This is a genomic window from Agrobacterium sp. 22-209-1, from assembly GCF_053522485.1.
In genome coordinates this window covers 224,623-246,494 of sequence record NZ_JBNWCH010000001.1, presented here as the reverse complement: position 1 = coordinate 246,494, position 21,872 = coordinate 224,623, and the positions used below count along the sequence as shown (strand labels likewise).

Annotated in this window: 19 protein-coding genes, 1 pseudogene and 1 riboswitch; of the genes and pseudogenes, 7 read left to right on the top strand and 13 right to left on the bottom strand. The window is 60.3% G+C overall.

Annotated features, from left to right (window positions below; translation table 11 throughout):
• Positions 1 to 7 precede the first annotated feature (7 nt).
• A complete protein-coding gene (locus tag ACQZ48_RS01105) occupies positions 8 to 1,162 on the bottom strand; it encodes an amidohydrolase (protein WP_142911903.1) in 1,155 nt (384 codons plus the stop codon).
• Between the two features lie 59 nt (positions 1,163 to 1,221).
• The gene (locus ACQZ48_RS01100) at positions 1,222 to 2,868 is read right to left on the bottom strand and encodes a GNAT family N-acetyltransferase (RefSeq protein WP_448728391.1); all 1,647 of its coding nucleotides are present in this window, start codon (positions 2,866 to 2,868) and stop codon (positions 1,222 to 1,224) included.
• A 235-nt stretch (positions 2,869 to 3,103) separates the two neighbouring features.
• Between ACQZ48_RS01100 and ACQZ48_RS01095 the strand changes: the two genes are divergently transcribed.
• Positions 3,104 to 3,838: an SDR family NAD(P)-dependent oxidoreductase gene (locus tag ACQZ48_RS01095; protein ID WP_165691284.1), complete on the top strand. Its 735-nt coding sequence runs from the start codon at positions 3,104 to 3,106 to the stop codon at positions 3,836 to 3,838.
• A gap of 34 nt (positions 3,839 to 3,872) precedes the next feature.
• Entirely contained in the window at positions 3,873 to 5,225 is a 1,353-nt protein-coding gene (locus ACQZ48_RS01090) for an aspartate aminotransferase family protein (RefSeq protein ID WP_142911902.1), read from the top strand.
• Between the two features lie 116 nt (positions 5,226 to 5,341).
• On the opposite strand, the gene ACQZ48_RS01085 is transcribed toward ACQZ48_RS01090, so the two are convergent.
• Positions 5,342 to 6,688, bottom strand: coding sequence for a dicarboxylate/amino acid:cation symporter (locus ACQZ48_RS01085; protein WP_448728390.1), 1,347 nt, complete (start codon positions 6,686 to 6,688; stop codon positions 5,342 to 5,344).
• A 236-nt stretch (positions 6,689 to 6,924) separates the two neighbouring features.
• On the opposite strand from ACQZ48_RS01085, the gene ACQZ48_RS01080 reads away from it, so the two are divergent.
• Both ACQZ48_RS01080 and ACQZ48_RS01075 read left to right on the top strand, forming a co-directional pair.
• Complete coding sequence (locus ACQZ48_RS01080; RefSeq protein ID WP_089153263.1) at positions 6,925 to 8,766, top strand: sensor histidine kinase; 1,842 nt, start codon at positions 6,925 to 6,927, stop codon at positions 8,764 to 8,766.
• 1 nt (position 8,767) lies between these two features.
• Positions 8,768 to 10,132, top strand: a complete 1,365-nt coding sequence (locus tag ACQZ48_RS01075) for a sigma-54-dependent transcriptional regulator (protein ID WP_271364908.1) — start codon at positions 8,768 to 8,770, stop codon at positions 10,130 to 10,132.
• Between the two features lie 89 nt (positions 10,133 to 10,221).
• On the opposite strand, the gene ACQZ48_RS01070 is transcribed toward ACQZ48_RS01075, so the two are convergent.
• A complete protein-coding gene (locus ACQZ48_RS01070; RefSeq protein ID WP_374638021.1) occupies positions 10,222 to 10,734 on the bottom strand; it encodes a BA14K family protein in 513 nt (170 codons plus the stop codon).
• A 179-nt stretch (positions 10,735 to 10,913) separates the two neighbouring features.
• Here ACQZ48_RS01070 and ACQZ48_RS01065 point away from each other — a divergent pair, with 179 nt between their 5' ends.
• Entirely contained in the window at positions 10,914 to 11,624 is a 711-nt protein-coding gene (locus tag ACQZ48_RS01065; protein ID WP_448728389.1) for a GntR family transcriptional regulator, read from the top strand.
• 49 nt (positions 11,625 to 11,673) lie between these two features.
• On the opposite strand, the gene ACQZ48_RS01060 is transcribed toward ACQZ48_RS01065, so the two are convergent.
• Both ACQZ48_RS01060 and alr read right to left on the bottom strand, forming a co-directional pair.
• Positions 11,674 to 12,930: a D-amino acid dehydrogenase gene (locus ACQZ48_RS01060; RefSeq protein ID WP_448728388.1), complete on the bottom strand. Its 1,257-nt coding sequence runs from the start codon at positions 12,928 to 12,930 to the stop codon at positions 11,674 to 11,676.
• A gap of 7 nt (positions 12,931 to 12,937) precedes the next feature.
• On the bottom strand, positions 12,938 to 14,104 hold the full coding sequence (gene alr, locus ACQZ48_RS01055; protein ID WP_374638026.1) for an alanine racemase: 1,167 nt from the start codon (positions 14,102 to 14,104) through the stop codon (positions 12,938 to 12,940).
• A gap of 127 nt (positions 14,105 to 14,231) precedes the next feature.
• Between alr and ACQZ48_RS01050 the strand changes: the two genes are divergently transcribed.
• A complete protein-coding gene (locus ACQZ48_RS01050) occupies positions 14,232 to 14,690 on the top strand; it encodes an Lrp/AsnC family transcriptional regulator (RefSeq protein WP_003500727.1) in 459 nt (152 codons plus the stop codon).
• Between the two features lie 200 nt (positions 14,691 to 14,890).
• On the opposite strand, the gene ACQZ48_RS01045 is transcribed toward ACQZ48_RS01050, so the two are convergent.
• Entirely contained in the window at positions 14,891 to 15,136 is a 246-nt protein-coding gene (locus ACQZ48_RS01045) for a hypothetical protein (RefSeq protein ID WP_448728387.1), read from the bottom strand.
• 178 nt (positions 15,137 to 15,314) lie between these two features.
• Between ACQZ48_RS01045 and ACQZ48_RS01040 the strand changes: the two are divergent.
• Positions 15,315 to 15,965: pseudogene (locus tag ACQZ48_RS01040) on the top strand (transposase); the annotation flags it as partial.
• Positions 15,966 to 16,242: 277 nt separating this feature from the next.
• Here the strand turns inward: ACQZ48_RS01040 and ACQZ48_RS01035 are convergent.
• From ACQZ48_RS01035 to ACQZ48_RS01010, 6 genes are all read right to left on the bottom strand, one after another.
• Positions 16,243 to 17,460, bottom strand: a complete 1,218-nt coding sequence (locus ACQZ48_RS01035; protein WP_448728386.1) for an MFS transporter — start codon at positions 17,458 to 17,460, stop codon at positions 16,243 to 16,245.
• A gap of 130 nt (positions 17,461 to 17,590) precedes the next feature.
• Entirely contained in the window at positions 17,591 to 18,388 is a 798-nt protein-coding gene (gene thiD / locus ACQZ48_RS01030; RefSeq protein WP_173990707.1) for a bifunctional hydroxymethylpyrimidine kinase/phosphomethylpyrimidine kinase, read from the bottom strand.
• On the bottom strand, positions 18,385 to 19,047 hold the full coding sequence (thiE, locus tag ACQZ48_RS01025; protein ID WP_448728385.1) for a thiamine phosphate synthase: 663 nt from the start codon (positions 19,045 to 19,047) through the stop codon (positions 18,385 to 18,387). The genes thiD and thiE overlap by 4 nt, the downstream gene beginning before the upstream one ends.
• A complete protein-coding gene (locus ACQZ48_RS01020; RefSeq protein WP_448728384.1) occupies positions 19,040 to 19,774 on the bottom strand; it encodes a hydroxyethylthiazole kinase in 735 nt (244 codons plus the stop codon). The genes thiE and ACQZ48_RS01020 overlap by 8 nt, the downstream gene beginning before the upstream one ends.
• The gene (locus ACQZ48_RS01015; protein WP_448728383.1) at positions 19,771 to 20,721 is read right to left on the bottom strand and encodes an ABC transporter substrate-binding protein; all 951 of its coding nucleotides are present in this window, start codon (positions 20,719 to 20,721) and stop codon (positions 19,771 to 19,773) included. Before ACQZ48_RS01015 ends, ACQZ48_RS01020 begins: the two co-directional genes overlap by 4 nt.
• Complete coding sequence (locus ACQZ48_RS01010) at positions 20,718 to 21,503, bottom strand: ABC transporter permease (protein WP_269824151.1); 786 nt, start codon at positions 21,501 to 21,503, stop codon at positions 20,718 to 20,720. Before ACQZ48_RS01010 ends, ACQZ48_RS01015 begins: the two co-directional genes overlap by 4 nt.
• Positions 21,504 to 21,628: 125 nt before the next feature.
• A riboswitch (TPP riboswitch) is annotated at positions 21,629 to 21,731 on the bottom strand.
• Positions 21,732 to 21,872: the final 141 nt, after the last annotated feature.

Genomic DNA, 21,872 nt, shown 5'->3' with positions numbered 1-21,872 from the left:
GCCGCTGCTATTTTGCGTCGGACAGGTTGCGGATGATGCGCATGAAAATGCGCGCGCCGGTGCCGATCAGCGCATCCGGAAAGTCGTAATCCGGATTGTGCAGGTTGGGATAATCCCGGCCTGCGCCGAGAAAGAACATCGCCGATGACGAAACGGCGCGAAAGCGGCCGAAATCCTCGGAAGCCCGCATGGGCAGCGCCTCCGAACCGTGGGAGATTTTCTCCTCGTCCAGCGCGCGCCGGATGTGCCCGACCGCGTCAGGCGCGTTTTCGCAATGCAGGAAAATATCGTCATAGGTAATATCGAGCGTCAGCTTCTGTTCGTCCGCCGCCTTTTTTGCCAGCGTTTCCGCAGCCTCGCAGAGTTTTTCCATCCGGTCGTCGGTCAGTGTCCGGAGTGTCGCCCAGATTTCAGCATCGGCTGGGGAAATGCCGAAGGCGGCTTCGCCCATCGCGGCATGGGTGATCGTCACCATGGAAAAATCGGGTTCGGGCGGGAAACCGGAGCCCAGTTCGGCCAAGGCCGGCATCAGCCAGGATATTGCCTGCATCGGGGAAATGCCATGTTCGGGCGAAGACGCATGCGCGGTCTTGCCGGAAAGGCGGAATTTGACCCCGCGTGACGCGCAGTTGACCGGACCTTCCACGACGCTGACATGGCCGAAAGGAAGGCCGGGGAGGTTGTGAAGCGAAAAGGAATAATCCGGCTTTATCTGCCCAAAGTGCGGGTCGGCGAGGACGGCGGCGGCGCCCGCGCCGGTTTCTTCCGCCGGCTGGTACAGAAGGATGACGCGGCCGGTCTCCGGGCGCTGCCGAGAAAGGCCGAGCGCCAGCGCCGTCAGAATGGTGGAGTGGCCGTCATGGCCGCAAAGATGGCCCTTGCCGTCGGTGCCGGAGCGGTATTCGGCGTCACTCTTTTCGTGAATGGGCAGAGCATCGAGTTCCGAACGGATCAGAATCGCCGGGCCGCTTTTGCCGCTGTCATAGACCGCAGCTACGCCATGGCCGCCGAGAGCGGTGAAAAGCTGGTCGGGCTGCGCCCGCTCGAGGAAAGCGCGGATGCGCCGCGCCGTTTGCTTCTCCTCGCCGGAAATTTCCGGATGACGGTGCAGATCATGGCGAAGCTCAATGAGATCGAGCATGTCCTTGTTGGTCAGAAACATCAAACATCCTTGCAAGCCGATCGGCCGGTTTTTCTGCCGCAACTTACAGGGCGTTGCCTTTAATGCAAAACCTTTGGCGGGTGCCAGCGCTTGCCTGCCGCTTTCGGCTTGATGGAGAGCGTGACGACATCGGCCGGCAGCGGAACCTTCGCCTTTGCCAGTTCCAGCCGGGCAAGGGCTGCACGGGCCTTTTCCGCATATTCCAGATGGGCTGCATCGTCCGAGTGATAGTGCTGCAGCCTGTCGAGGATTTCCGCACCTTCCATCGTTCTTTCAGCGGCAATCAGCGCCACGGCGCATTTGTAAAGCGCTTCCCGGTGGAAAGGCGCGCGGTTGGTCACCTGGCGGAAGGCCTCGGACGCCTCGTGGTAGTGCTGCTGCGCCAGCCGCGCCTCGCCGATACGCAGCCAAAGGACGACGGGTTCCTGCCCGGCGGCCAGAAGGCTGAGAAAGGCGATTTCGGCCTCCCGGAATTCGCCCCGGTCGAACAATAGATTGGCGAGCCCGAATTGTGCGCCGAGATGGTCCGGCGCCGCAGTCAGTACCTGCGCGAAGGCAATATTGGCGGCCGCCTTCTGGCCTGCCTTATAGAGCTTGAGGGCCTGTTCGTAGACAAAACGGATGCTACGCGGGTGAAGCTTGCCGCCGAGATTGTCGCCCGAGCGGGTGCGGAACAGCGTGCAGCTCAGCTTCTGTTCCTCCGGCCCGAAGAAGTATTTGTAAGGCTCGTTACCGCGCAGGAAATCATAGGTTTTAAAACCCTGCTCGATTGCCCTGCGAATGCAATGGCCATGCAGCACGAGGCCGGGGGAAGGGGTCTTCCAGTTTTCGTCGCGGCCGGTAATGTAGAACAGGACCGATTTCTTCTGGCGGTCGATGATATTGGCGAGTGCCCCCAGCGGCTGTTCGCCGAACCACAATACCGGTACTTCCAGATCGCCACGGATATAGACATCCATCAGCATCTGCCGCGTCGCGCCGATCAGAAGCTCTGTGCGTTCCTTGCCCTTATGCGGCGCCCAGCGGATGCGCCAGAAATCGAACAGGATGTCCATATCCCGCCTGATTGTTTCCCGCGTTGCAAAGGTGATGCGATATTCGTCGCCGCCCTCCACTTTTCTCAGGAAACGCCTGAGCTTCTGCCGGGTCTGGCTGCTCATATGGCTGTCGAGATAGCCGTCGAACGTCTCCGGCAGGGTCACGACCGGGCAGATGCAATTGTTAATGTTGTAGGGGTTGGTCGGCATGTTGTCGCGAAACATGACGAGCGGGCCCTGAAGTGCGCGGATCATCGCGTCGCGGCGTTCCGGCGGGCCGCAAAGATAATCGAGCTTCAGTTCGGTCCAGTTCTGTTGCCGTATGTATGAACAGAAGCCGGCGACTGCGTGATTTTCATAATTCGGCAGGGTGATGAAACCGGTGTAATCCGCCGCCGCATTGCCGGCCATGACTATGCTGTCGTGGAAGCGTCCGGTTTTTTTGTCCGGTTCGGTGACGATGCGCAGCGGGAAAAACGCCACATAGGGCGAGCCCTCCTGTCGTTCGCGCAGCGCAAGAATGAACCAGCGCCTGCGGCGCGGCATGTAATCCCTGAGCCACCCCCAAGAGAGGAAATGCCGGGCATGGGGATCGGCCATGAACACCGCATCCCAGTTTTCGCGGATCGCCTCGAAGCCGGCGTCCGTGTCGATGATATCGATGCGCATTCTTGCCCCCTCCCAATACTGATCACACATTCGGGAGGCTTCATTTTATGGGTAAACGGTCGGCTTCAAATATTCCCTTCGGGTGAAAGCCGTGCATCAAATGGGATTAGCCCGTCGCCGATCCACCAACGCCGCGCCGCGACAAAAAAGACCTTGTCAGCCGGTGGCGGCGCTCTAACATGCCGGGCTGAATGCGCGGCCGGCTCAACGGCCCGCGTGGCACAGGAGTTCTCATATGGCTGTTCCTTTCATGCTTTTGACCGGCGCCAGCCGCGGAATAGGGCACGCCACCGTCAAGCTGTTTCAGGAAAAAGGTTGGAGAATTCTCACCGTATCGCGACAACCTTTCTCCGAGGAATGCCGTTGGCCGTCTGCGCGGGAGAGCCATATTCAGGCCGATCTGGAGGACCTGTCCCGCATTGGCGATCTCGCGAACGAGGTGCGCTCACGCCTGCCGGAGGGAAAGCTTGCGGCGCTTGTCAACAATGCCGGAATTTCGCCGAAGGGGGAGGGCGGTAGCCGCCTCGGTGTCATGGATACGACGGCGGAAATCTGGACGCGGGTGCTGAACGTCAATCTCGTTTCGACGGCGCTGCTCGCCCGCGCGCTTTTGCCGGAATTGGAAGCGGCAAAGGGTTCCATCGTCAACGTCACATCGATTGTCGGCTCACGGGTGCATCCTTTTGCCGGCGTGGCTTATGCCACGTCGAAGGCGGCGCTTGCGGCGCTGACGCGCGAACTGGCGCATGAGTTCGGCCCGCGCGGCGTGCGCGCCAATGCGATTGCGCCGGGCGAGATCAACACCGCCATCCTTTCGCCCGGAACGGCCGAACTGGTGGAAGCCCAGGTGCCACTTGGACGGCTCGGCACTACGGCCGAGGTGGCGCAGACCATCTATTTCCTCTGCTCGGAACAGTCGAGCTACATCAACGGCGCGGAAATTCACATCAATGGCGGCCAGCACGTCTGACGCCGAGCATCAACCAAAAATGGAGCCTTTATCGATGACCATTCTGCCGAATTCCGTCGAGGCACGCGATATCGCCTATCAGATGCATCCGAACGTCAATCTGCGCAAATTCGAAAAGACCGGCGGTCTGGTGATCGAGAGCGGTGAGGGCATCTATGTCACCGACAGCAGCGGCAAGCGCTATATCGAGGCGATGGCGGGGCTGTGGTCGGTGGCGCTCGGCTTCGGTGAGCAGCGGCTGGTGGAAGCGGCAACGAAGCAGATGCAGAAGCTGCCCTATTACCACACCTTTTCCTATAAGACTCACGGCCCGTCGGTCGATCTCGCCGAGTTGCTGATCGAGCTTTCACCGGTGCCGATGTCCAAGGTGCATTTCACCTCCTCCGGCTCCGAGGCAAACGATCTCGTCGCCAAGATGGTCTGGTATCGCTCGAATGCGCTGGGCAGGCGAGACAAGAAGAAGATCATCGGCCGCATCAAGGGGTATCATGGCGTAACCATCGCCTCGGCCTCGATTACCGGCCTGCCGCGTAACCATGAAAGTTTTGACCTGCCGCTGGACCGGATGCTGCATACGGCCTGCCCCTCCTATGTGCATTTTGGAAAGGAAGGGGAAAGCGAGGGGGATTTCACCGCGCGCATCCTGAAAGAGCTTGAGGATCTGATCCTCCGCGAAGGCCCCGAAACGATTGCCGCTTTCTGGGGCGAGCCGGTCATGGGCGCGGGCGGCGTTCTTTTGCCGCCGGAAGGTTATTGGGCGGGCGTGCAGGCGATCCTGAAAAAATACGATATTCTGCTTGTGGTGGATGAGGTGATCTGCGGTTTCGGTCGAACCGGCAAGATGTTCGCCTGCGAGACCTATGGCATCGAGCCGGATGTGCTTGTCGTCTCCAAGCAGATTTCATCGTCCTACATGCCGCTTTCGGCGATCATCATGAACGACAATTTCTACCAGCCGATTGCCGACGAATCCGACCGTATCGGCTCTTTCGGCCATGGTTACACCGCCTCCGGCCATCCCGTCGCGACGGCTGTGGGACTGGAAAACCTGAAGATCATTCAGGAGCGCGATCTGGTCGGGAATGTCGCCCGGCTGGAGGGCAAGTTCCTCAGTCATCTGAAGGCGCTGGCCGATCACCCGCTCATTCATTCCTCGCGCGGTATCGGCCTGATCGGCGCGCTGGAGGTGAAGCCGTGGGAGGGCATGAAACCGGGCGATACGACGCTGGCGCTGGCCGCGGCTATCGAAAGCGAAGGTGTCATCACCCGGCCGATCGGTGAAGCCATCTGCTTCTGCCCGCCGCTGATCATCACGGCCGAGCAGCTGGACGATCTGTTCGCCGGCGTAAGGCGCGGTCTCGATAAGGCGTCGGCCGCGAAAGGCTGACACTGCACAGTTTGGAGTCCCGCAACGCAAAAGCCCGGAGCATCGCAAGATGCTCCGGGCTCGCTGTATTTGCCTGCCCGGGAAAACCGGGACAGGCAGGACCTTGGGAGGTCGTGTTATTCGGCCGGCTGGACCGATGCCGGAAGCTGATCCACATCGGCGATGCCGGTGAACTCTTCCTTGCCGCTCAGCACGCGGGCAAGCTGGTCCTGATCCAGTTCTCCTTCCCAGCGGGCAACGACGATTGTGGCGACTGCATTGCCGACGAAGTTGGTGAGCGCACGGCATTCCGACATGAAGCGGTCGATGCCGAGGATCAGCGCCATGCCGGCGACGGGAACCGAAGGTACGACGGAGAGGGTTGCCGCAAGCGTAATGAAGCCCGCGCCGGTGATGCCCGCAGCGCCCTTGGAGGAGAGCATGGCCACGAGCAGCAGCAGGATCTGTTCGCCGAAGGAGAGGTGGATGCCGGTCGCCTGTGCGATGAAGAGGGCGGCCAGCGTCATGTAGATGTTGGTGCCGTCAAGGTTGAAAGAATAACCGGTGGGGATGACGAGGCCGACGACGGAGCGCTTGCAGCCTGCCTTTTCCATCTTGCTCATCAGGCCCGGCAGGGCGGCTTCCGAAGACGAGGTGCCGAGAACCAGCAGCAGTTCTTCCTTGATGTAGCGGATAAGCGCGACGATCGAGAAGCCGTTATAGCGGCAGACAGCGCCGAGGACTACGAACACAAACAGTGCGGACGTGATGTAGAAGGTGCCGATCAGCATGGCGAGGTTGGTAACCGACGAGATGCCGTATTTGCCGATGGTAAACGCCATCGCGCCGAAAGCGCCGATGGGGGCGGCCTTCATCAGGATCGCGACCAGCTTGAAAATCGGGTACATCATGGCATGCATGAAATCGGTGACGGGCTTGCCCTTTTCACCAACGATGCCGAGTGCGATGCCGAACAGAACCGAGAAGAACAGCACCTGCAGGATATCGCCGCTGGCGAATGCGCCGACGATGGTCGTCGGAATGATGTTCATCAGGAAGCCGGTGATGGTCTGCTCATGGGCCTTGTCAGCGTAGGTCGCGACGGCCTTGGCATCCAGCGTCGAAGGATCGATGTTCATGCCGGCGCCCGGCTGCACGGTATTGGCGACGATGAGGCCAACGATAAGCGCGAGCGTGGAGAACACCAGGAAGTAGATCATGGCCTTGCCGGCCACACGTCCAACCTTCTTCATGTCGTTCATGCCGGCGATGCCGGTTGCGACGGTGAGGAAAATGACGGGGGCGATGATCATCTTGACGAGGCGGATGAAGCCGTCGCCGAGCGGCTTCAGCTGTTCGCCGAAAGTCGGGTAAAAATGGCCGAGTGCGATACCGGCGATGATGGCCACCAGAACTTGGAAATACAGGTGCTTGTAGAATGGCTGCTTGGCGTGGCCTGCGGCCACGGCTGTCGTATCGATCATGTTTTTTCCTCCTCGGCCTCACCCTGCCTTTATTGGCCTCCCGGGATCGCCGTGTCGTTGACGGCTTCGCGCCGATTGCGGAGTCATGTGCAATACGCATGCCAGACTTGATTATTTGCTGTAATTGACTGATTTAAAAAGTAGTTTTTATTGAAGCCTCGCTGGCTCACGGCCATTTGTGCGGAATTCCGGACAAAATATCTTGATGTCTGTGCGTAAATCCGCACAATCATCCCATGACCTATCAGGACCACGCACCTCATTCCCAGGCGAAGCGGCGGGCGCAATGGCTGGCGCTGGCGGGCCTGTGGTTGCTCGTCAGTCTTGGCGTTCTGCTGGTGGCCGATGAGTTCGCCCGCAATCAGGCGCTGCGCATGGCCGGTTCCGAGGCCGCCACGGATGCCGAACTGAAGATCGCGCTCCTGAATGTCGCGCTGGAGCGGCCGCGCGCCATTCCCCTTGTCCTCTCCGGAGATCCCGATCTTGCCGCCGCGCTGGATGGCGGTGGTGCTCCCGCTCTCGACCGGTTGAACCGCAAGCTGGAAGGCCTGATCGAAGGCACGCAGTCCTCGGTGATCTATGTCACCGGGCCGACCGGACTGACCATCGCGTCGAGTAACTGGCGGCAGGACGACAGCTTTGTCGGCTCCAATTATGCTTTCCGCGAATATTTCCAGGCGGCGATGAAGACCGGCATGTCCGAACATTATGCGCTTGGCAATGTCAGCCGCCGACCGGGTCTTTATATCTCCCGCCGCATCGATGCCGCCGACGGGCGGCCGCTTGGCGTCGTCATTGCCAAGGTTGAGTTCAATCGGCTTGAGACCGACTGGAACATCGGAGGCAAACCGGTCTACGTGGTCGACAGAAACGGCGTCGTGTTGATGACCAGCGTGCCGGAATGGCGCTTCAAGACCGTCGCACCTATTGACGAGGCGCAGCGGAAAATCATTTCCGAGAGCCTGCAATTCGGCAATGAGGCGCTTTCAACGCTGCCGTTTCGCGCAGCGCGGCGAGCGAGCGAGGGCGTTCCGCTCATTCATGTCGATGAACCGGGGAGTGTGCGTGGCGATTATCTGCGGCTGGAAGTGCCGGTGCCGACGACATCATGGACGCTGCATTATCTCCAGCCTGTGGCGCCGACGCTGAACGCTATAATTCGTGAGGGCAGGGTGGTGGCGCTGGCGACGCTGATGCCGCTGATGGCGCTTTCGGCCCTTTGGCTGTGGCGCAGGCACAAGGCGCTCAAGGAAAAAGAAGAGGAGCAACGCGCCCGCGCGGAGCTGGAAATGAAGGTGCAGGAGCGCACCCGCGACCTGACGAAAACACGCGATCATCTACAGGCCGAAATTACCCTGCATGAAAAGACCACCGGCGAGTTACGCAATGTGCAGCACGAGCTGGTGCAGGCCAACCGTCTTTCCATTCTGGGCCAGGTGGCGGCGGGCGTAGCGCATGAAATCAACCAGCCGGTGGCGACCATCCGTGCCTTTGCCGATAATGCCCGCACCTTGCTGAAACGCGATCGGCTGTCGGAAGTCACCGAAAATCTGGAAGATATCGCCGCTCTCACCGAGCGTATCGGCACCATCACCACCGACCTGAAGATACTGGCGCGCAAGGGCCGCACCGCCGCCGAACCCGTGAGTGTCAGGCTGGTCATCGAAGGTGCGGTCGTGCTGTTGCGTAGCCGTTTTTCCGGGCAGATGGATGCGCTGGAAATCGCCCTGCCGGATCAGGATCTGAAGGTACTCGGCAGCCGTATCCGGCTCGAACAGATCCTCATCAACCTCCTGCAAAACGCGCTGGAAGCCACGGAAACGATTGACACCGCGCGTGTCGAGGTGCGGGTGCGGGAGGAGAGCGACATGATCGTGATTTCGGTCAGCGATAATGGCACCGGCATTCCGGAGGCTATCCGCGCCCAGCTTTTCTCGCCCTTCAACACATCAAAGGAAAGCGGTCTCGGCCTCGGTCTCGTCATCTCCAACGATATTGCTTCGGATTATGGCGGGCGTATCGAGGTGGCAAGCAGCGAGGCGGGCACATGTTTTTCCGTATTTCTGAAGCGAGCATGACATGACGGTGGATGGAACCATATTCCTGGTGGACGACGATTCCCAACTGCGCAAAGCGATGGTGCAGACGCTGGAACTCGATGGATTGCCGGTTACTTCCTTTTCCCGCGCCGAGCAGGCGCTTGCGGCCCTGAGCGAAGATTTTGACGGCATCATCATCACCGATGTGCGCATGCCCGGCATGACGGGTCTCGAATTTTTCGACCATGTCCGCAAGATCGATGCCGACCTGCCGGTCATCCTCATCACCGGCCATGGCGATGTGCCGATGGCCGTCGATGCACTTCACAATGGCGCCTATGATTTCATCGCCAAACCCTTTCCCGCTGAACGCATGGTGGAAAGCGCGCGCCGGGCGCTGGAAAAACGCCGCCTCGTGCTGGAAAATCGGGCGCTTCGCCGGGCGGTGGGACAGGCGGAGGACGATCTGCCATTGATCGGGCAGACGCCCGCCATGGAGCGCCTGCGCACCACGCTTCGGCACATCGCCGATACGGATGTGGACGTGCTGGTGGCGGGGGAAACGGGCAGCGGCAAGGAAGTGGTGGCGACAGCGCTGCACCGCTGGAGCAAGAAGCGCGCGAAGGGCAATTTCGTGGCGCTGAATTGCGGTGCGCTGCCAGAGACGGTGATCGAAAGCGAGCTTTTTGGTCATGAGCCGGGTGCTTTTACCGGTGCGCAGAAAAAGCGTGTCGGCCGCATCGAACATTCGAGCGGCGGTACGCTGTTTCTCGACGAGATCGAAAGCATGCCGCTTGCCGTTCAGGTGAAGATGCTGCGTGTTCTGGAAATGCGTGAAGTTTCGCCGTTGGGTTCAAACGAGGAGAGGCCGGTCGATATTCGCGTGGTGGCGGCGGCAAAGGTGGATCTCGGCGATCCGGCCGAACGCGGCAGCTTCCGCGAGGATCTCTATTACCGGCTGAACGTGGTGACCTTGTCCATTCCGCCGCTGCGCGAACGCAAGGCGGATATTCCACTCCTGTTTTCCCATTTCGTCACCAAGGCTGCCAACCGCTTCAACATGCCGGTGCCACAAATCAGCGCCGGCACGTCCCGCCGGCTTCAGGAGCATGATTGGCCGGGCAATGTTCGGGAACTCGGGCATTTCGCCGAAAGGGTGGTGCTGGGCCTGGAGGCGGAACCGGCGGCTACCTCCGCTTCGCAATCCGCTATTCCCGCTTCCGGCACCCTGCCGGAGCGCATGGACGAGATCGAGGCCAATATCATCCGTGAAACGCTGGAGCAGTCGAACGGAGACGTGGCGGAAACCATCGCAACGCTCGGCATCGCCCGCAAGACCTTTTACGACAAGCTGCAGCGCCACGGCATTAATCGGGCGGATTATGTGAAGAGCGGTACGGCGTGAGGGAGCGCGGGGCGCTCATGGAAAAGCCGCGGACGTTTCTGTCCGCGGCCTGACAATAACGGGAGTATTTATGTTGGCGGTCTTCCCGATCAACCCGCTACGCAGAAATGGCGCTGACCATCGTTACCGACATAGGTGCCGGACCGGCTGTTGAAGCTGCGATAGCGCTGCGAGCAATAATCGTACCAGGCATTTGTCCAAGGCTCGATGGTACGGTAGGTCCGGCGCGGCTGGTAATAACCGGGATTGGTGTCATAGACCGGCTGGGCGCGGTAAACCGGTGCCGGACGATAGACCGGAGCGGGGCGATAAACCGGCTGTGGTGCCGGCTGATAATAGCGATAATCCGGCTCTTCATACACGTAGCTCGGCTCATAACGACGGGGCGGGTCGATATAGACGCGCTCATCATCCACCGGCGCCGGGCGCGCCATTGCCGAGCCAACGGCGACACCGGCGGCGAGACCGAGTACGCCACCCAGAATGGCGGCGTCGCGACGGTCGTGGCGATCCCAGTCGCCGGCGTATGCGCTGCTCAAGGGAGCAATGGTAGCGGCGGCGACAGCGATTGTCAGAACTGTTTTAGCTGCGAAGGACGACATGGTGTTTTCTTCCATCCAAGTGGCAGGGCGCTGCCAGCTGCAAATTCGATGGTTAAGGAAATACAGCCCGGCTGCTGAACGGGCGCTGAATGAATTGTGGCGGACGGGCGGCGGCCTGCAATTCCTGTTTGCGCGGACCGTACTTCGCGCTAGAACTCAAGAGCAAACAGGACGCACCGATGAGCCTTTCCCACATAACCGTCAATCCCGATTCCTCGCATGAAGACCGTGCCCAGGCCATTCGCGATACGCTGCGTGACGCCATTGTCGACCGGCGGCTTGCGCCGGGGACGAAACTGTCGGAAGCGGAAGTGGGAACCCTGTTCGAGGTCAGCCGCACGGTGGTGCGGGCGGCCCTTCAGATGCTGGCCTATGAGGGTCTGGTCAAGGCCGAGCGCAATCGCGGCGCCTTCGTTTCCAACCCGACGCCGGATGAGGCGCGGCAGGTTTTCGCCTCGCGACGGTTGATCGAACCCGGCGTGGTGGATGCGGCGATCGAAAAAATCACGCCCGCGGCGGCAAAGAAGCTGAGGGAACATCTGGTCGAGGAAAGCCGCCATCAGCTTGAGCGCGGTCCCACCGCCAGACGCGCGGAGATCAAGGCGTCGGGCGATTTTCACCTGATGCTCGCTTCGCTTGCCGGCAATGCCATCCTCGAGAAATTCATGGATGAGCTGGTGGCGCGGTCATCGCTGGTCATCGCGCTTTACGGTCGCTCGGGTGTCTCTAGCTGCGGCCATAATGACCATGCCGACCTTCTGGACGCGCTGGAGGCGAAGGATGCGGCAAAAGCCCGTGCGCTGATGCTCCGGCACCTCGACCACATCGAAGCCGATCTCGACCTTCGCATGAAGGAAGGTTTGGCGCTCAGGGACGCGCTGGCGCTTTGATCGCCGCCTGTCCCGTCTTGCTGGCGGGACGGGGCGTTTCTGTCCCGCCTCAGGCGGCGTAGCGGCTGATGGCCAGGTCGTGTGTATCGATCTCCGGCTTGTTTCCGCTGATCAGGTCGGCAAGCACCCGGGCCGAGCCGCAGGACATGGTCCAGCCGAGCGTGCCGTGGCCGGTGTTGAGATAGAGATTGCTGTAGCGGGTGGCGCCGATGACAGGCGTGCCATCGGGCGTCATCGGGCGCAGGCCGCACCAGAATTTCGCCTGGTTCTGATCGCCCGCGCCGCCGAACAGGTCTTCCACCGAATGGGCGAGCGTTTCCTGGCGTGCGGCCGGCAAATCCTTGCTGAAACCGGCAATCTCAGCCATGCCGCCGGCCCGGATGCGTGAGCCGAGACGGGTGATCGCCACCTTGAACGCCTCGTCCATGACCGTGGAAACGGGCGCGCGCTCCTCTTTCACGATCGGAACCGTGATGGAGTAACCCTTGACCGGGTAAACCGGCAGAGTAAGGCCAAGCTGGCGCAGGAATTGCGGCGAATAGCTGCCGAGTGCGGCGACGAAAATATCGGCCTCCGCCAGCCCCCGGGTGGTTTCCACGGCCTTGATGCGTCCTGCTTCAACGATGGGGCGCATGATGCCGGTATCGTAAAGGAAGGTAACGCCGGCTTCTTCTGCCATGCGGGCAAGTTCAGTCGTGAACATGAAGCAATCGCCGGTCTCGTCGCCCGGCAAACGCAGGCCGCCAACGATCTTTTCCTTCGAAGGAGAAAGGCCGGGTTCGATGGCGGCGCAGCCGTCGCGGTCGAGAATCTCGAAAGGCACGCCGCCCGCCGTCAGCACGTCCACATCCTTGCCGATGGCGTCGAACTGTTTCTGGGTGCGGAACACCTCCAGCGTGCCCTGCATGCGCTGATCATATTCGATGCCGGTCTCTTCGCGAAGCGCCATCAGGCAATCACGGCTATATTCGGCAACGCGCACCATGCGGCTTTTGTTGATGGCGTAACGCGCCGAGGTGCAGTTGCGCAGCATCTGGCTCATCCAGCGCCAGGCGGCCGGGTCGGCGGTTGGGCGAATGATCAGCGGTGCATGTTTCATGAACAGCCATTTCATCGCCTTCATCGGAATGCCGGGGGCAGCCCAGGGCGATGAATAACCGGGGGAAACCTCGCCGGCATTGGCAAAGCTGGTTTCGAGCGCTGCGGCCGGCTGGCGGTCAATCACCGTCACCTTGTGTCCGGCTTTGGCCAGATACCAGGCAGATGTCACGCCGACGACGCCGGCTCCGAGGATAGTGACGTTCATGATCGTCTCACTTGTGATTGGCTGATATTGAAGCGGTTGTCGGGGTTATGCCCGGCTGAATGTAGCTGCGGCGGTAACGGCGGCCGAGGCCGGTCAGGATTTCATAGGCAATCGTGCCCGCATCCTCGGCAATGTCTTCCAGTGTCTGGTCCGGCCCGATCATCTGCACAAGGCTGCCCTGGGTCAATGCCCCTTCGGGCAGGGCGGATATGTCGAGAATGATGCTATCCATCGAAACGCGCCCGACAATCGGCAGACGCACGCCATTATACCACGCCGCGCCGCGATTGCTGAGCGAGCGCGGCAGGCCATCGGCATAACCGGCGGCGATGGTTGCCAGCCGCGTCGGACCGCTCGCCGTGAAAGAGCCGCCGTAACCGACGAGCGAGCCGGCGGGAACGGTGCGGGTCTGGATGACGGCGAGATCGAGACGGACGACCGGCTTCATCGGGTTGGGGCCGGCAGCGGAAGGCGCACCGCCATAGAGCGCGATGCCGGGTCGCAACAGGGCATTATGATAGTCGATGCCAAGAAAGATACCGCCCGAATTGGAAAAACAAACTGGCGTCTCGGGAAAAGCTGTGGCGGCCTTGCGCATCACGGCAAGCTGTGCGGCATTCGAGGCATGATCGGGCTCGTCGGCGCAGGCGAGGTGGCTCATGACGAAAGCGATCTCAATTCCATCGAGCAACTGCGGCTCGGCGGAGAGGATTTCAAGCTCCCCGGGGGAGAGCCCAAGGCGGCACATGCCGGTATCGATCTGGACGGCGGCGGTGAGTGTCTTGCCGAGCTTTCTGGCATGGCCTGACCATTGGGCGATCTGTTCCAGCGAGTTCAGAACCGGTGTGATGGCCATGGCGGCGCAGGAGGTCTCGTTGCCGGGCTGTAGACCATTGAGGACAAAAATCTGCGCTTCTGCCGAAAGCCGGATCCTGAGTGCTAGCGCCTCGTCGATGTGGGCGACGAAAAAATTCCGGCAACCCGCCTCGAACAGGGTCTGCGAGACGATATCCGCGCCGAGGCCATATGCATCGGCCTTCACGACCGCCGCCGTTTGCGATGCGGGGGCCAGGGCGGCAAGGCTAAGGTAGTTGTCCCGCAATGCGCCGAGATCGATGGTCAGCTGGCCGCTTGCACCACCGGCTGCCTGCTGGCGGCTGATCTGCATGTCCATGGTCGTTCACCCTCATTTTTATCCCATGAGGGTATTGCAACGATTGTCGAATTTCTTGGCGATTGTTCGAATAATATGCGACAAATTACATAATAGAGCAATTTTACTCTCATTATTGGAATTTCCTATGTCGTCACTCGATGCGACTGACCGCCATATCATCCGTCTGCTTCGGCTCAATGCCCGCATCAGCAATGCGAAACTGGCAGCAGAAGTCGGGCTATCTGCGTCCGCCTGCCTTCGCCGCGTCGATATTCTCGAGCGGGAAGGGATCATCCGCGGTTATACGGCGCTGACCAGCGGCCTTGCTGGCGGCGAGGTGATTTCGGTCATCGTGCAGATTACGCTCGACCGCCAGACGGAGGATTTTCTCAACCGTTTCGAAAATGCGGTGCGGCGATATCCGGAAATCCGCGAATGTTATCTGATGACAGGAGGATCGGATTATTTCCTGCGCTGCGAGGCGGAAAGTGCGGGGGATTTCGAGCGGATTCACAAGGAAATCCTGTCGAAACTGCCAGGGGTTTCGCGCATTCATTCGAGCTTTGCGATCCGGAATGTGTTGGCGACGCCGAAGGCGCGGTAGTGTATGCGGCCACCCCCCTCTGTCCTGCCGGACATCTCACCCTCAAGGGGGGAGATCGACAAGCGGCTTCCTCAACACATCCAACAGGCAAGGATACTACGCTGAAAAAAGCGCGTGGAACTGAGGCCGAACCCTCATCCGATATCCCCCCTTGAGGGTGAGATGTCCGGCAGGACAGAGGGGGGTAAGCCCCATAGGCGCTAACTTAAGGCTGGACCGGCGGAATCCAGATGTGATTCAAAGGGAAGATGCGAAGCAATATTTCCGTCGAAGCCGACTGGCAAAATCTGATATCGAAGATCAATAATCACATCGATCTGGATGCGACTGCGCGTGCCTCCAATGCTCTTGTGAGAAAGCGGTGCGTTGGCGATGCAGCTACCCTGTTGCGTCTGGCTGGCCTCGGCATACGGCGCTGGAGGAATGAGCTTGCGCTCGGCTGCCACCTTGGGCTGGTTCGAATGACATTGCACAGATTTCTGATGTCGCCCTGCTGAAGCGTTTGCGTGGCGCGGCTGATTGGTTGGGCGAGATCGCGGGTGCCCTTTTGCCAACCTCTTCCTCGGGCGTGCATTCCATTGGTAGCCGTCGCCTTTGTATCGCCGATGCCAATTCGATTTCCGGGTGCATGCTGCCTACGACCCGTCCCGGTCGCGCTTCACCTATCTCGATGTATCCGATGCGCACGGCGGCGAGGCATTCACCCGGCTGCCTATAACAGAGGGCGACATTTTTATCGGAGACCGCGCTTATGCCCGTGCGCCGTCTTTGGCAAAGCTGCTTGCCACCGGCGCTGATTTCATCGTCCGCTCCGGATGGCACTCCATACGCCTGGTCACCCTGGATGGGAACCCGGTCGACTGGAACGCGATTTACGCGCCTATGAAGATGGGGGACATCCGTGAGATCGATGTCTTCGTCGAACATTCCGGTCGCAAACAACGGGGAAAAGGCAAACCGCTTTTTCGGGCGCGCCTCATCATAAAACGAAAGGATGCGGAAGCGGCTGAGCGCGCACTGAAAACGGCAAAGCGCGGCCACCAACGCCGGCGATACAATCAGACCATGCAGCCGACGACGATGGCGGCCGCGGGATTCATTATGGTCCTAACCTCGCCCCCGTCATCCGCAATGACCGCAGAAGTCGTCCTCGATACGTACCGTCTGCGCTGGCAGGTCGAGCTTGCCTTCAAGCGGCTTAAAAGCGGGCTTGGTATCGACAAGCTTCCCGCCAAAGACCCCCAGCTCGCGCGAATTTGGTTGATGGCCCATCTGATCCTGGCGCTGATGATCGACGAGGCCGTCAACGACGTTCTCGACTCTCCCCCTTTGGGCATGCGAACCGCTTCGACGACTTCAATATCGCTGTGGCGGCTGCATAGCCTTCTTCGACAGGTATTTTCTGAATGTCATCGTTGTTTGTTTGTCGCCAGGACGGACGCTTACCCGTTTCGTCGATGTCGTTCGACATATCTGCGACCCACCGCGACGGCGCCAGAACCAATCTTGTATGGCAAGAAGGGCGTCGTGACGGCGCAACCGCAACTCCTGCCTACTGCAGTCTCAGCTTCAATCTGGCGTAAACCAACAAAATTAAGTAGCCGACGGCCGCCAGAACGAACGGCCCGCGAAGAGCCATTTCGCGCCCGGCCTCGTTCTCGATCAGCGACACCAATATCCCAGCAGCGATCGCACCAAGAGGCATCGATCCCCAGCCGAAGAAGCGGTAAATGCTGTTTACACGCCCCAGCAGTTCTGCCGGAATGCGGCGCTGGCGCCATGACACGGTGATTACGTTCCAAAGCATGGATGCCGCCATAAACAAGGCAATTGCTGCGCCGACCACCCACGCAGCGGAGCTGAAACCAATGGCTGCGTATGCCATTCCCCATGTCAGGAACGAGAGGTATAGCGCCGCCTGCGCGCCAATCCGTCTTGTGATGAGCGGCGCTCCCAGACTGCCAGCTACCGCGCCTGCCGCAGCCACGGACAGCAAGAATCCGTGCTCGGCGGCAGACAGCCCCAAAATCTCCTGGGAAAACAGAATAATGATTGTCGTCGCCATCGAAAACAGGAAGTTCACCATTCCCAAGGTCACGGCCAACCTGAACAGGAGGCGATCTTTTCGCATCCAGTTTATGCCCTCAACCAAAGCGGGCCAAAACCGCGCAGAGTTCGTCAGTTGAGGTGGCAATGTAATGAGCCAGACCATGCTGGCTGCAAGCACTAGCGCTGCGGCATCCAGGCCAAAAGGCACCGCGATACCCAGCCCGATCAGTACGCCTGCGAGCGGGGGGCCAATGAACTGGCCCATTAGTTGCTCTGCGCTCCACATCTGACCATTGGCAACCTCCAGATCTGCTGGTGCGACAATAGACGGCAAAATTGTTTGAGCAGCGTTGTCCCGCATTACCTCGGCAGAGCCGAGAAGAAAGGCGAGGCCGGCCAGCAGCCACACAGCCCCGGCCACCGGCTCGCTCAAAGCGAGCATCATGATAGCAATTACGATCCCCGCCCGGATCATGTCTGCACGCGCGATCAACTTGCGGCGGTCAGTTCGGTCAATGATCACGCCTGACGGCAGTGCAAACAGCAGCCAAGGCATGCTGCCGGCAGCTGCTACAGCAGCAATCGCGAGCGGATCGCGTGACATCAGCGTAGCGAGCCAAGGCAGCGCCAGAACAATCACTCCGTCGCCAAGGTTTGTAAGCGTTCCTGCCGTGAGAAGCAGGCGATAGTTTCGGTTACGAACCAAAAGCGGCATTGCCATCTCGAGCTGATCCCCTTCACTGTTTCCAGCAGCCTAAAGGGTAACTTGGCATCGTCAATGGAAATCATTCCACATTCGTCACCTTAAGTTCGCGCCTATGGGGGTAAGCCCCACGCTCCACATATCGATATCACCCCCACCACCGATAAAAATGATGCACTGGCCCCCGCCCGTTCCCAACAGCAAGGCCCCGCCCGGCATCGAGCGCCCCATTCAGATAATCCTTCGAAAGCTCAACCGCCTCCCTTAACTCATATCCCTTTGCAAGATGAGCCGTAATCGCCGCCGCCAGTGTGCAGCCGGTGCCGTGGTCGTTTTTCGTCTCGACCCTCGGCGCGGAAAGCGCCTGCATGGCGCCATCCGCAAACAGATAATCCGTGCTCTCAGGCCCATCACCATGGCCGCCCTTGATGAGCACGGCTTTTGTGCCCGCCTTCAGGATCAATTCAGCCTGCTGGGCGATCTCGGTATCCGTCTTCGCCATGGAGGTCCCGGTCAGCAGCGCCGCTTCCGGCAGGTTCGGCGTAACGATGGTCGCGAGCGGCAGCAAGTCGCGCCGCAATGTCTCGATGGCGTCTTCATGCAGCAGCCTGTCACCGGAGGTCGCTACCATGACCGGGTCCAGCACCACCGGTTGCGATTGCCCCCGGAGCCGTTCCGCGATGGCGGCGATGGTTTCGATCCGCGATACCATGCCGATCTTCACCGCATTGACGGCAAGATCGGAGAATACCGCATCCATCTGCGCAATAATGGTGGCGACCGAAACATCCTCGACCGCCGTCACGCCTTTGGTGTTCTGGGCGGTGATGGCGGTGATGACGCTGGCGGCATAGGCGCCGAGTGCGGAGAAGGTCTTGATATCCGCCTGAATACCTGCGCCGCCGCCGCTGTCGGAACCGGCAATGGTCAATGCAATGGCTGTCATGGCTGTCTCGCTTTCAGCGTGGCGTCAATTGCGGAGCGGAAGTCCTTGGTCGCGCTGGCAATATTGCCCGCGCGGAAAATGGCGGAAATGACCGCGACACCATCTGCGCCCGCCTTGATGACGGACGGCACACGCGCAAGATCGATTCCGGCGATAGCGCCCACCGGCATATCCGGCCTCCACTCCTTCAAAAGGGCGCGCAGCGTGGTAAAACCGTCTATGCCGACCGGCTTGTCCGGATTGACCTTGGAAACGGTTTCGAACACGCCGCCGATGCAAGCATAATCGACGGGCATTGAGGCTGCCCGTTCGGCATCGGTGCGATTTTTGACGGTGAGGCCGATGATCGCCTTTTCGCCGAGAATGCGCCTTGCGGTTTTGGCGTCCATGTCGTCGGCGCCGAGATGCACTCCATCCGCGCCCGAGGCGAGGGCCACATCCACCCGGTCGTTGATGACCAGCGGCACGCCGGTGCCGGCGATGGCCTCATGGATGGCGCGGGCGTTTTCGATCATCTCCCGCGTCGAGCCGTGCTTGTCGCGATATTGCAGAATAGTCGCGCCATTGAGTGCGGCTGCCAGAGCAAGCTCCGGCAGCGGCGCGACATCGCTAAGGCTTGCGTCGACCAGCGCGTTGAGGCGGTAATCAACCTTATTCATGCTCTATCCTCGCGTGATTTGTGATGTCCCCGGCGGAAATCTCGGAAAGCGCATCCAGAAACGCCGGTTCGAAGGTGCCGGGGCCTCCGGCGTGCTTGGCCGCAAGTTCGGCGGAAACGCCGGTGACGGCAAGGGCGGCGGCGGCCGCTGTCAACGCGTCCTTTTCCACCGCCATGAAGGCGGCGATGACGCCGCCCGAAAGGCAGCCCGTTCCCGTCACCTTCGCCATCCACGGATGGCCGTTGACGATCCTGACGCTGCGGGTTGTGTCGCTGAGGTGATCCACAGGCCCGGTCTCGATCCTCACCACATCAGGCACATTGCCGATCAGGCTCATTTCGGCGTGATTACCGCGCACGATAGTCGGGGAAAGTGCGATGAGTTCGCGCGCGAACTCCAACCGCGACGGTGAGTAGTCGCAATGCACGGGGTCGACGATCCACGGCTTGCCGGATGCATTGGCGATCTCGATCGCCAGCCGGATGACCTTGCGCCGTTCGGCGTCCAGCGTGCCGAGATTGACAGTCAGCGCATCTGCCTTGGCCACGAAACTCTCGATTTCCTCGAGCGAGGTGGTCATGGAAGGAATGCCGCCGACGACGGTGATGCCGTCTGCGGTGAATTTCTGCACCACGGTGTTCATCAGGCAATGCACGCGCGGGCGCGTGTTACGCACGCGCTCCAGTATGTCGGCGGCCTTTGTTGCTGTTGGATAAGTCCTGGTCATGGCTGTTGCAGTTCCACGGCAATGTCGTCCGCCGCCGGCGCCTGCTTGATCAGCTGCATCTCCTGCATGAAAGCCCCGAAACGGGCGTAACGCGCGCGGTCGAGTGCGGCGGGGCGCTTGGCGAAGCGCGGCAGCGTATCGAAGAAGGCCTGTTTGTTCAGCGCGTCATCAAGGTTCGGATAGGCCTTGATGAACAGCTGCCAAGCTTCCTGCGGGTGGTTGGTGATGAAGATCGCTGCCTGCTCTACCGCGGAGAGGAAACGCGGCAGGCGGTCGTCTTTTACGAGATCGCGATGGGTGACAAAGATCAGCTCGTCATAGGCCGGCACGCCATGTTCCTCCGGGAAGAAGGAGCGGCCTTCATGTCCCTCTAGCTTCATCTGCGTCAGCTCGAAATTGCGGAAGCCACCCAGCGTGGCATCCACCTTGCCGGCGATCAGCGACGGCGAAAGCGAGAAGTTGACGTTGACGAGTTCGACATCGTCCTTCGTCAGCCCGTCCTTTTCCAGCATGCGCTTCAGCATGGCGTCTTCGAAGCCGGAAACGGAAAAGCCGACCTTCTTGCCTTTCAGGTCCTTCAGGCTCTTGATCGGACCATCGGCCAAAACGGTGACAGTGTTGAGCGGGGTTTCGACCAGCGTACCGAAACGCACGAGCGGCAGGCCGGCGTCGTGATCGAGATAGAGGTTCGGCTGGTAATGCACGCCGATATCGGCCTGCCTTGCCGAGACGAGGCGCGGCACGGCGGAGGGGTCTGCGGGCGGAACCAGTTCCACCTCCAGCCCGGCATCGGCAAACAGGCCGCGTTCCCTGGCGACCACCGTCGGCGCATGATCCGGGTTCACGAACCATTCGAGCAATATGGTGAGCTTGTCGGCCGCCTCAGATTGCATGGGTGCTAGTACGCTTGCCACTGCGACGACGAGGGAAAGAAGAGTTCGTTTCATGGTGCCGAAAGTCTCCGCAAGTATCTGAAAGGAATGGTGTGTTCTGTTTCCTTGGCCCAGGGAGCCAGATTGGCTGTCGATAAGTCGACGACGAGCCGCAGCAGCACCGCCATGACGGCCAGAATGGTCATGGCGGCGAACATGGTGTCGGTCTGCATGCGGGCATTGGACTGGATCATCACAAACCCGAGGCCGGCCGATGCGCCCACCCATTCGCCGATGACGGCGCCGAGCGGGGCAAGCGGCGCGGCGACCCTGAGGCCTGAAATCAGCGAGGGCAACGCCAGCGGCGCACGCAACCGGGTAAGGATCTGCCAGTGGCTCGCCTCAGTCAGCGAGGCGGCGTCGAGGATGGCGCGATCGGTGCGGTTAAGGCCATCCGTGAAAGCGGAGGCGACGGGGAAGAATATGATGATAGCCGTCATGACCACCTTCGAAGCCATGCCGAAACCGAACCAGAGGACGAGGATGGGGGCGAGCACGAAGACTGGAAAGGCTTGCAACACCAGAACCATGGGCCAGACGAGGCGGCCGAGGCGCGGGATGGCGGCAATGGTGAAGGCGACGACAATGCCGCCGGCGACGCCCGCCACAAGCCCGAGGGCCATTTCGCCGAGCGTTACCAGTGCCTGCCCGAACAGGAAGCCCGGCTGACGCCAGAACGCGCCAGCAACATCGGCGGGCGATGGCAGGATATAGCGGGGCGGTGAAAACAGCCACGTTCCCGCCTGCCAGAAAACCAGCAGAAGACCGACTCCGTTCAGTGCATGGGTGGCACGCATGAGCCGGACCTCAGACGCAGACGCACCGTGTGCGAAGGGCGGAAGGTTTCAGCATCGTCACTCGTCTCCAGATGTGGCAATCTCGGAGATCAGGCAAAGCGAAGAAGAGAAAAAGCGGCGCCCCTTGGGCGCGACAATTCCGTTCCTACGCCGGCATGACCCGGATCAGGTTCAAGGGTCCGGCTCAACGCCATCTCAGCACCGTCTGGTGCTCCCCTCGGAAGAGATTGTTTTGTAGGACATGATCTAAAAATGTCAACGGCCTCCGCTGACAGATCATGGGTCGTATATATATTACTTAAATATAGTTATTAGTAATACCGAATTTATTGTAAATTAGTTATATCGATAAACTATATCGCAACGGCA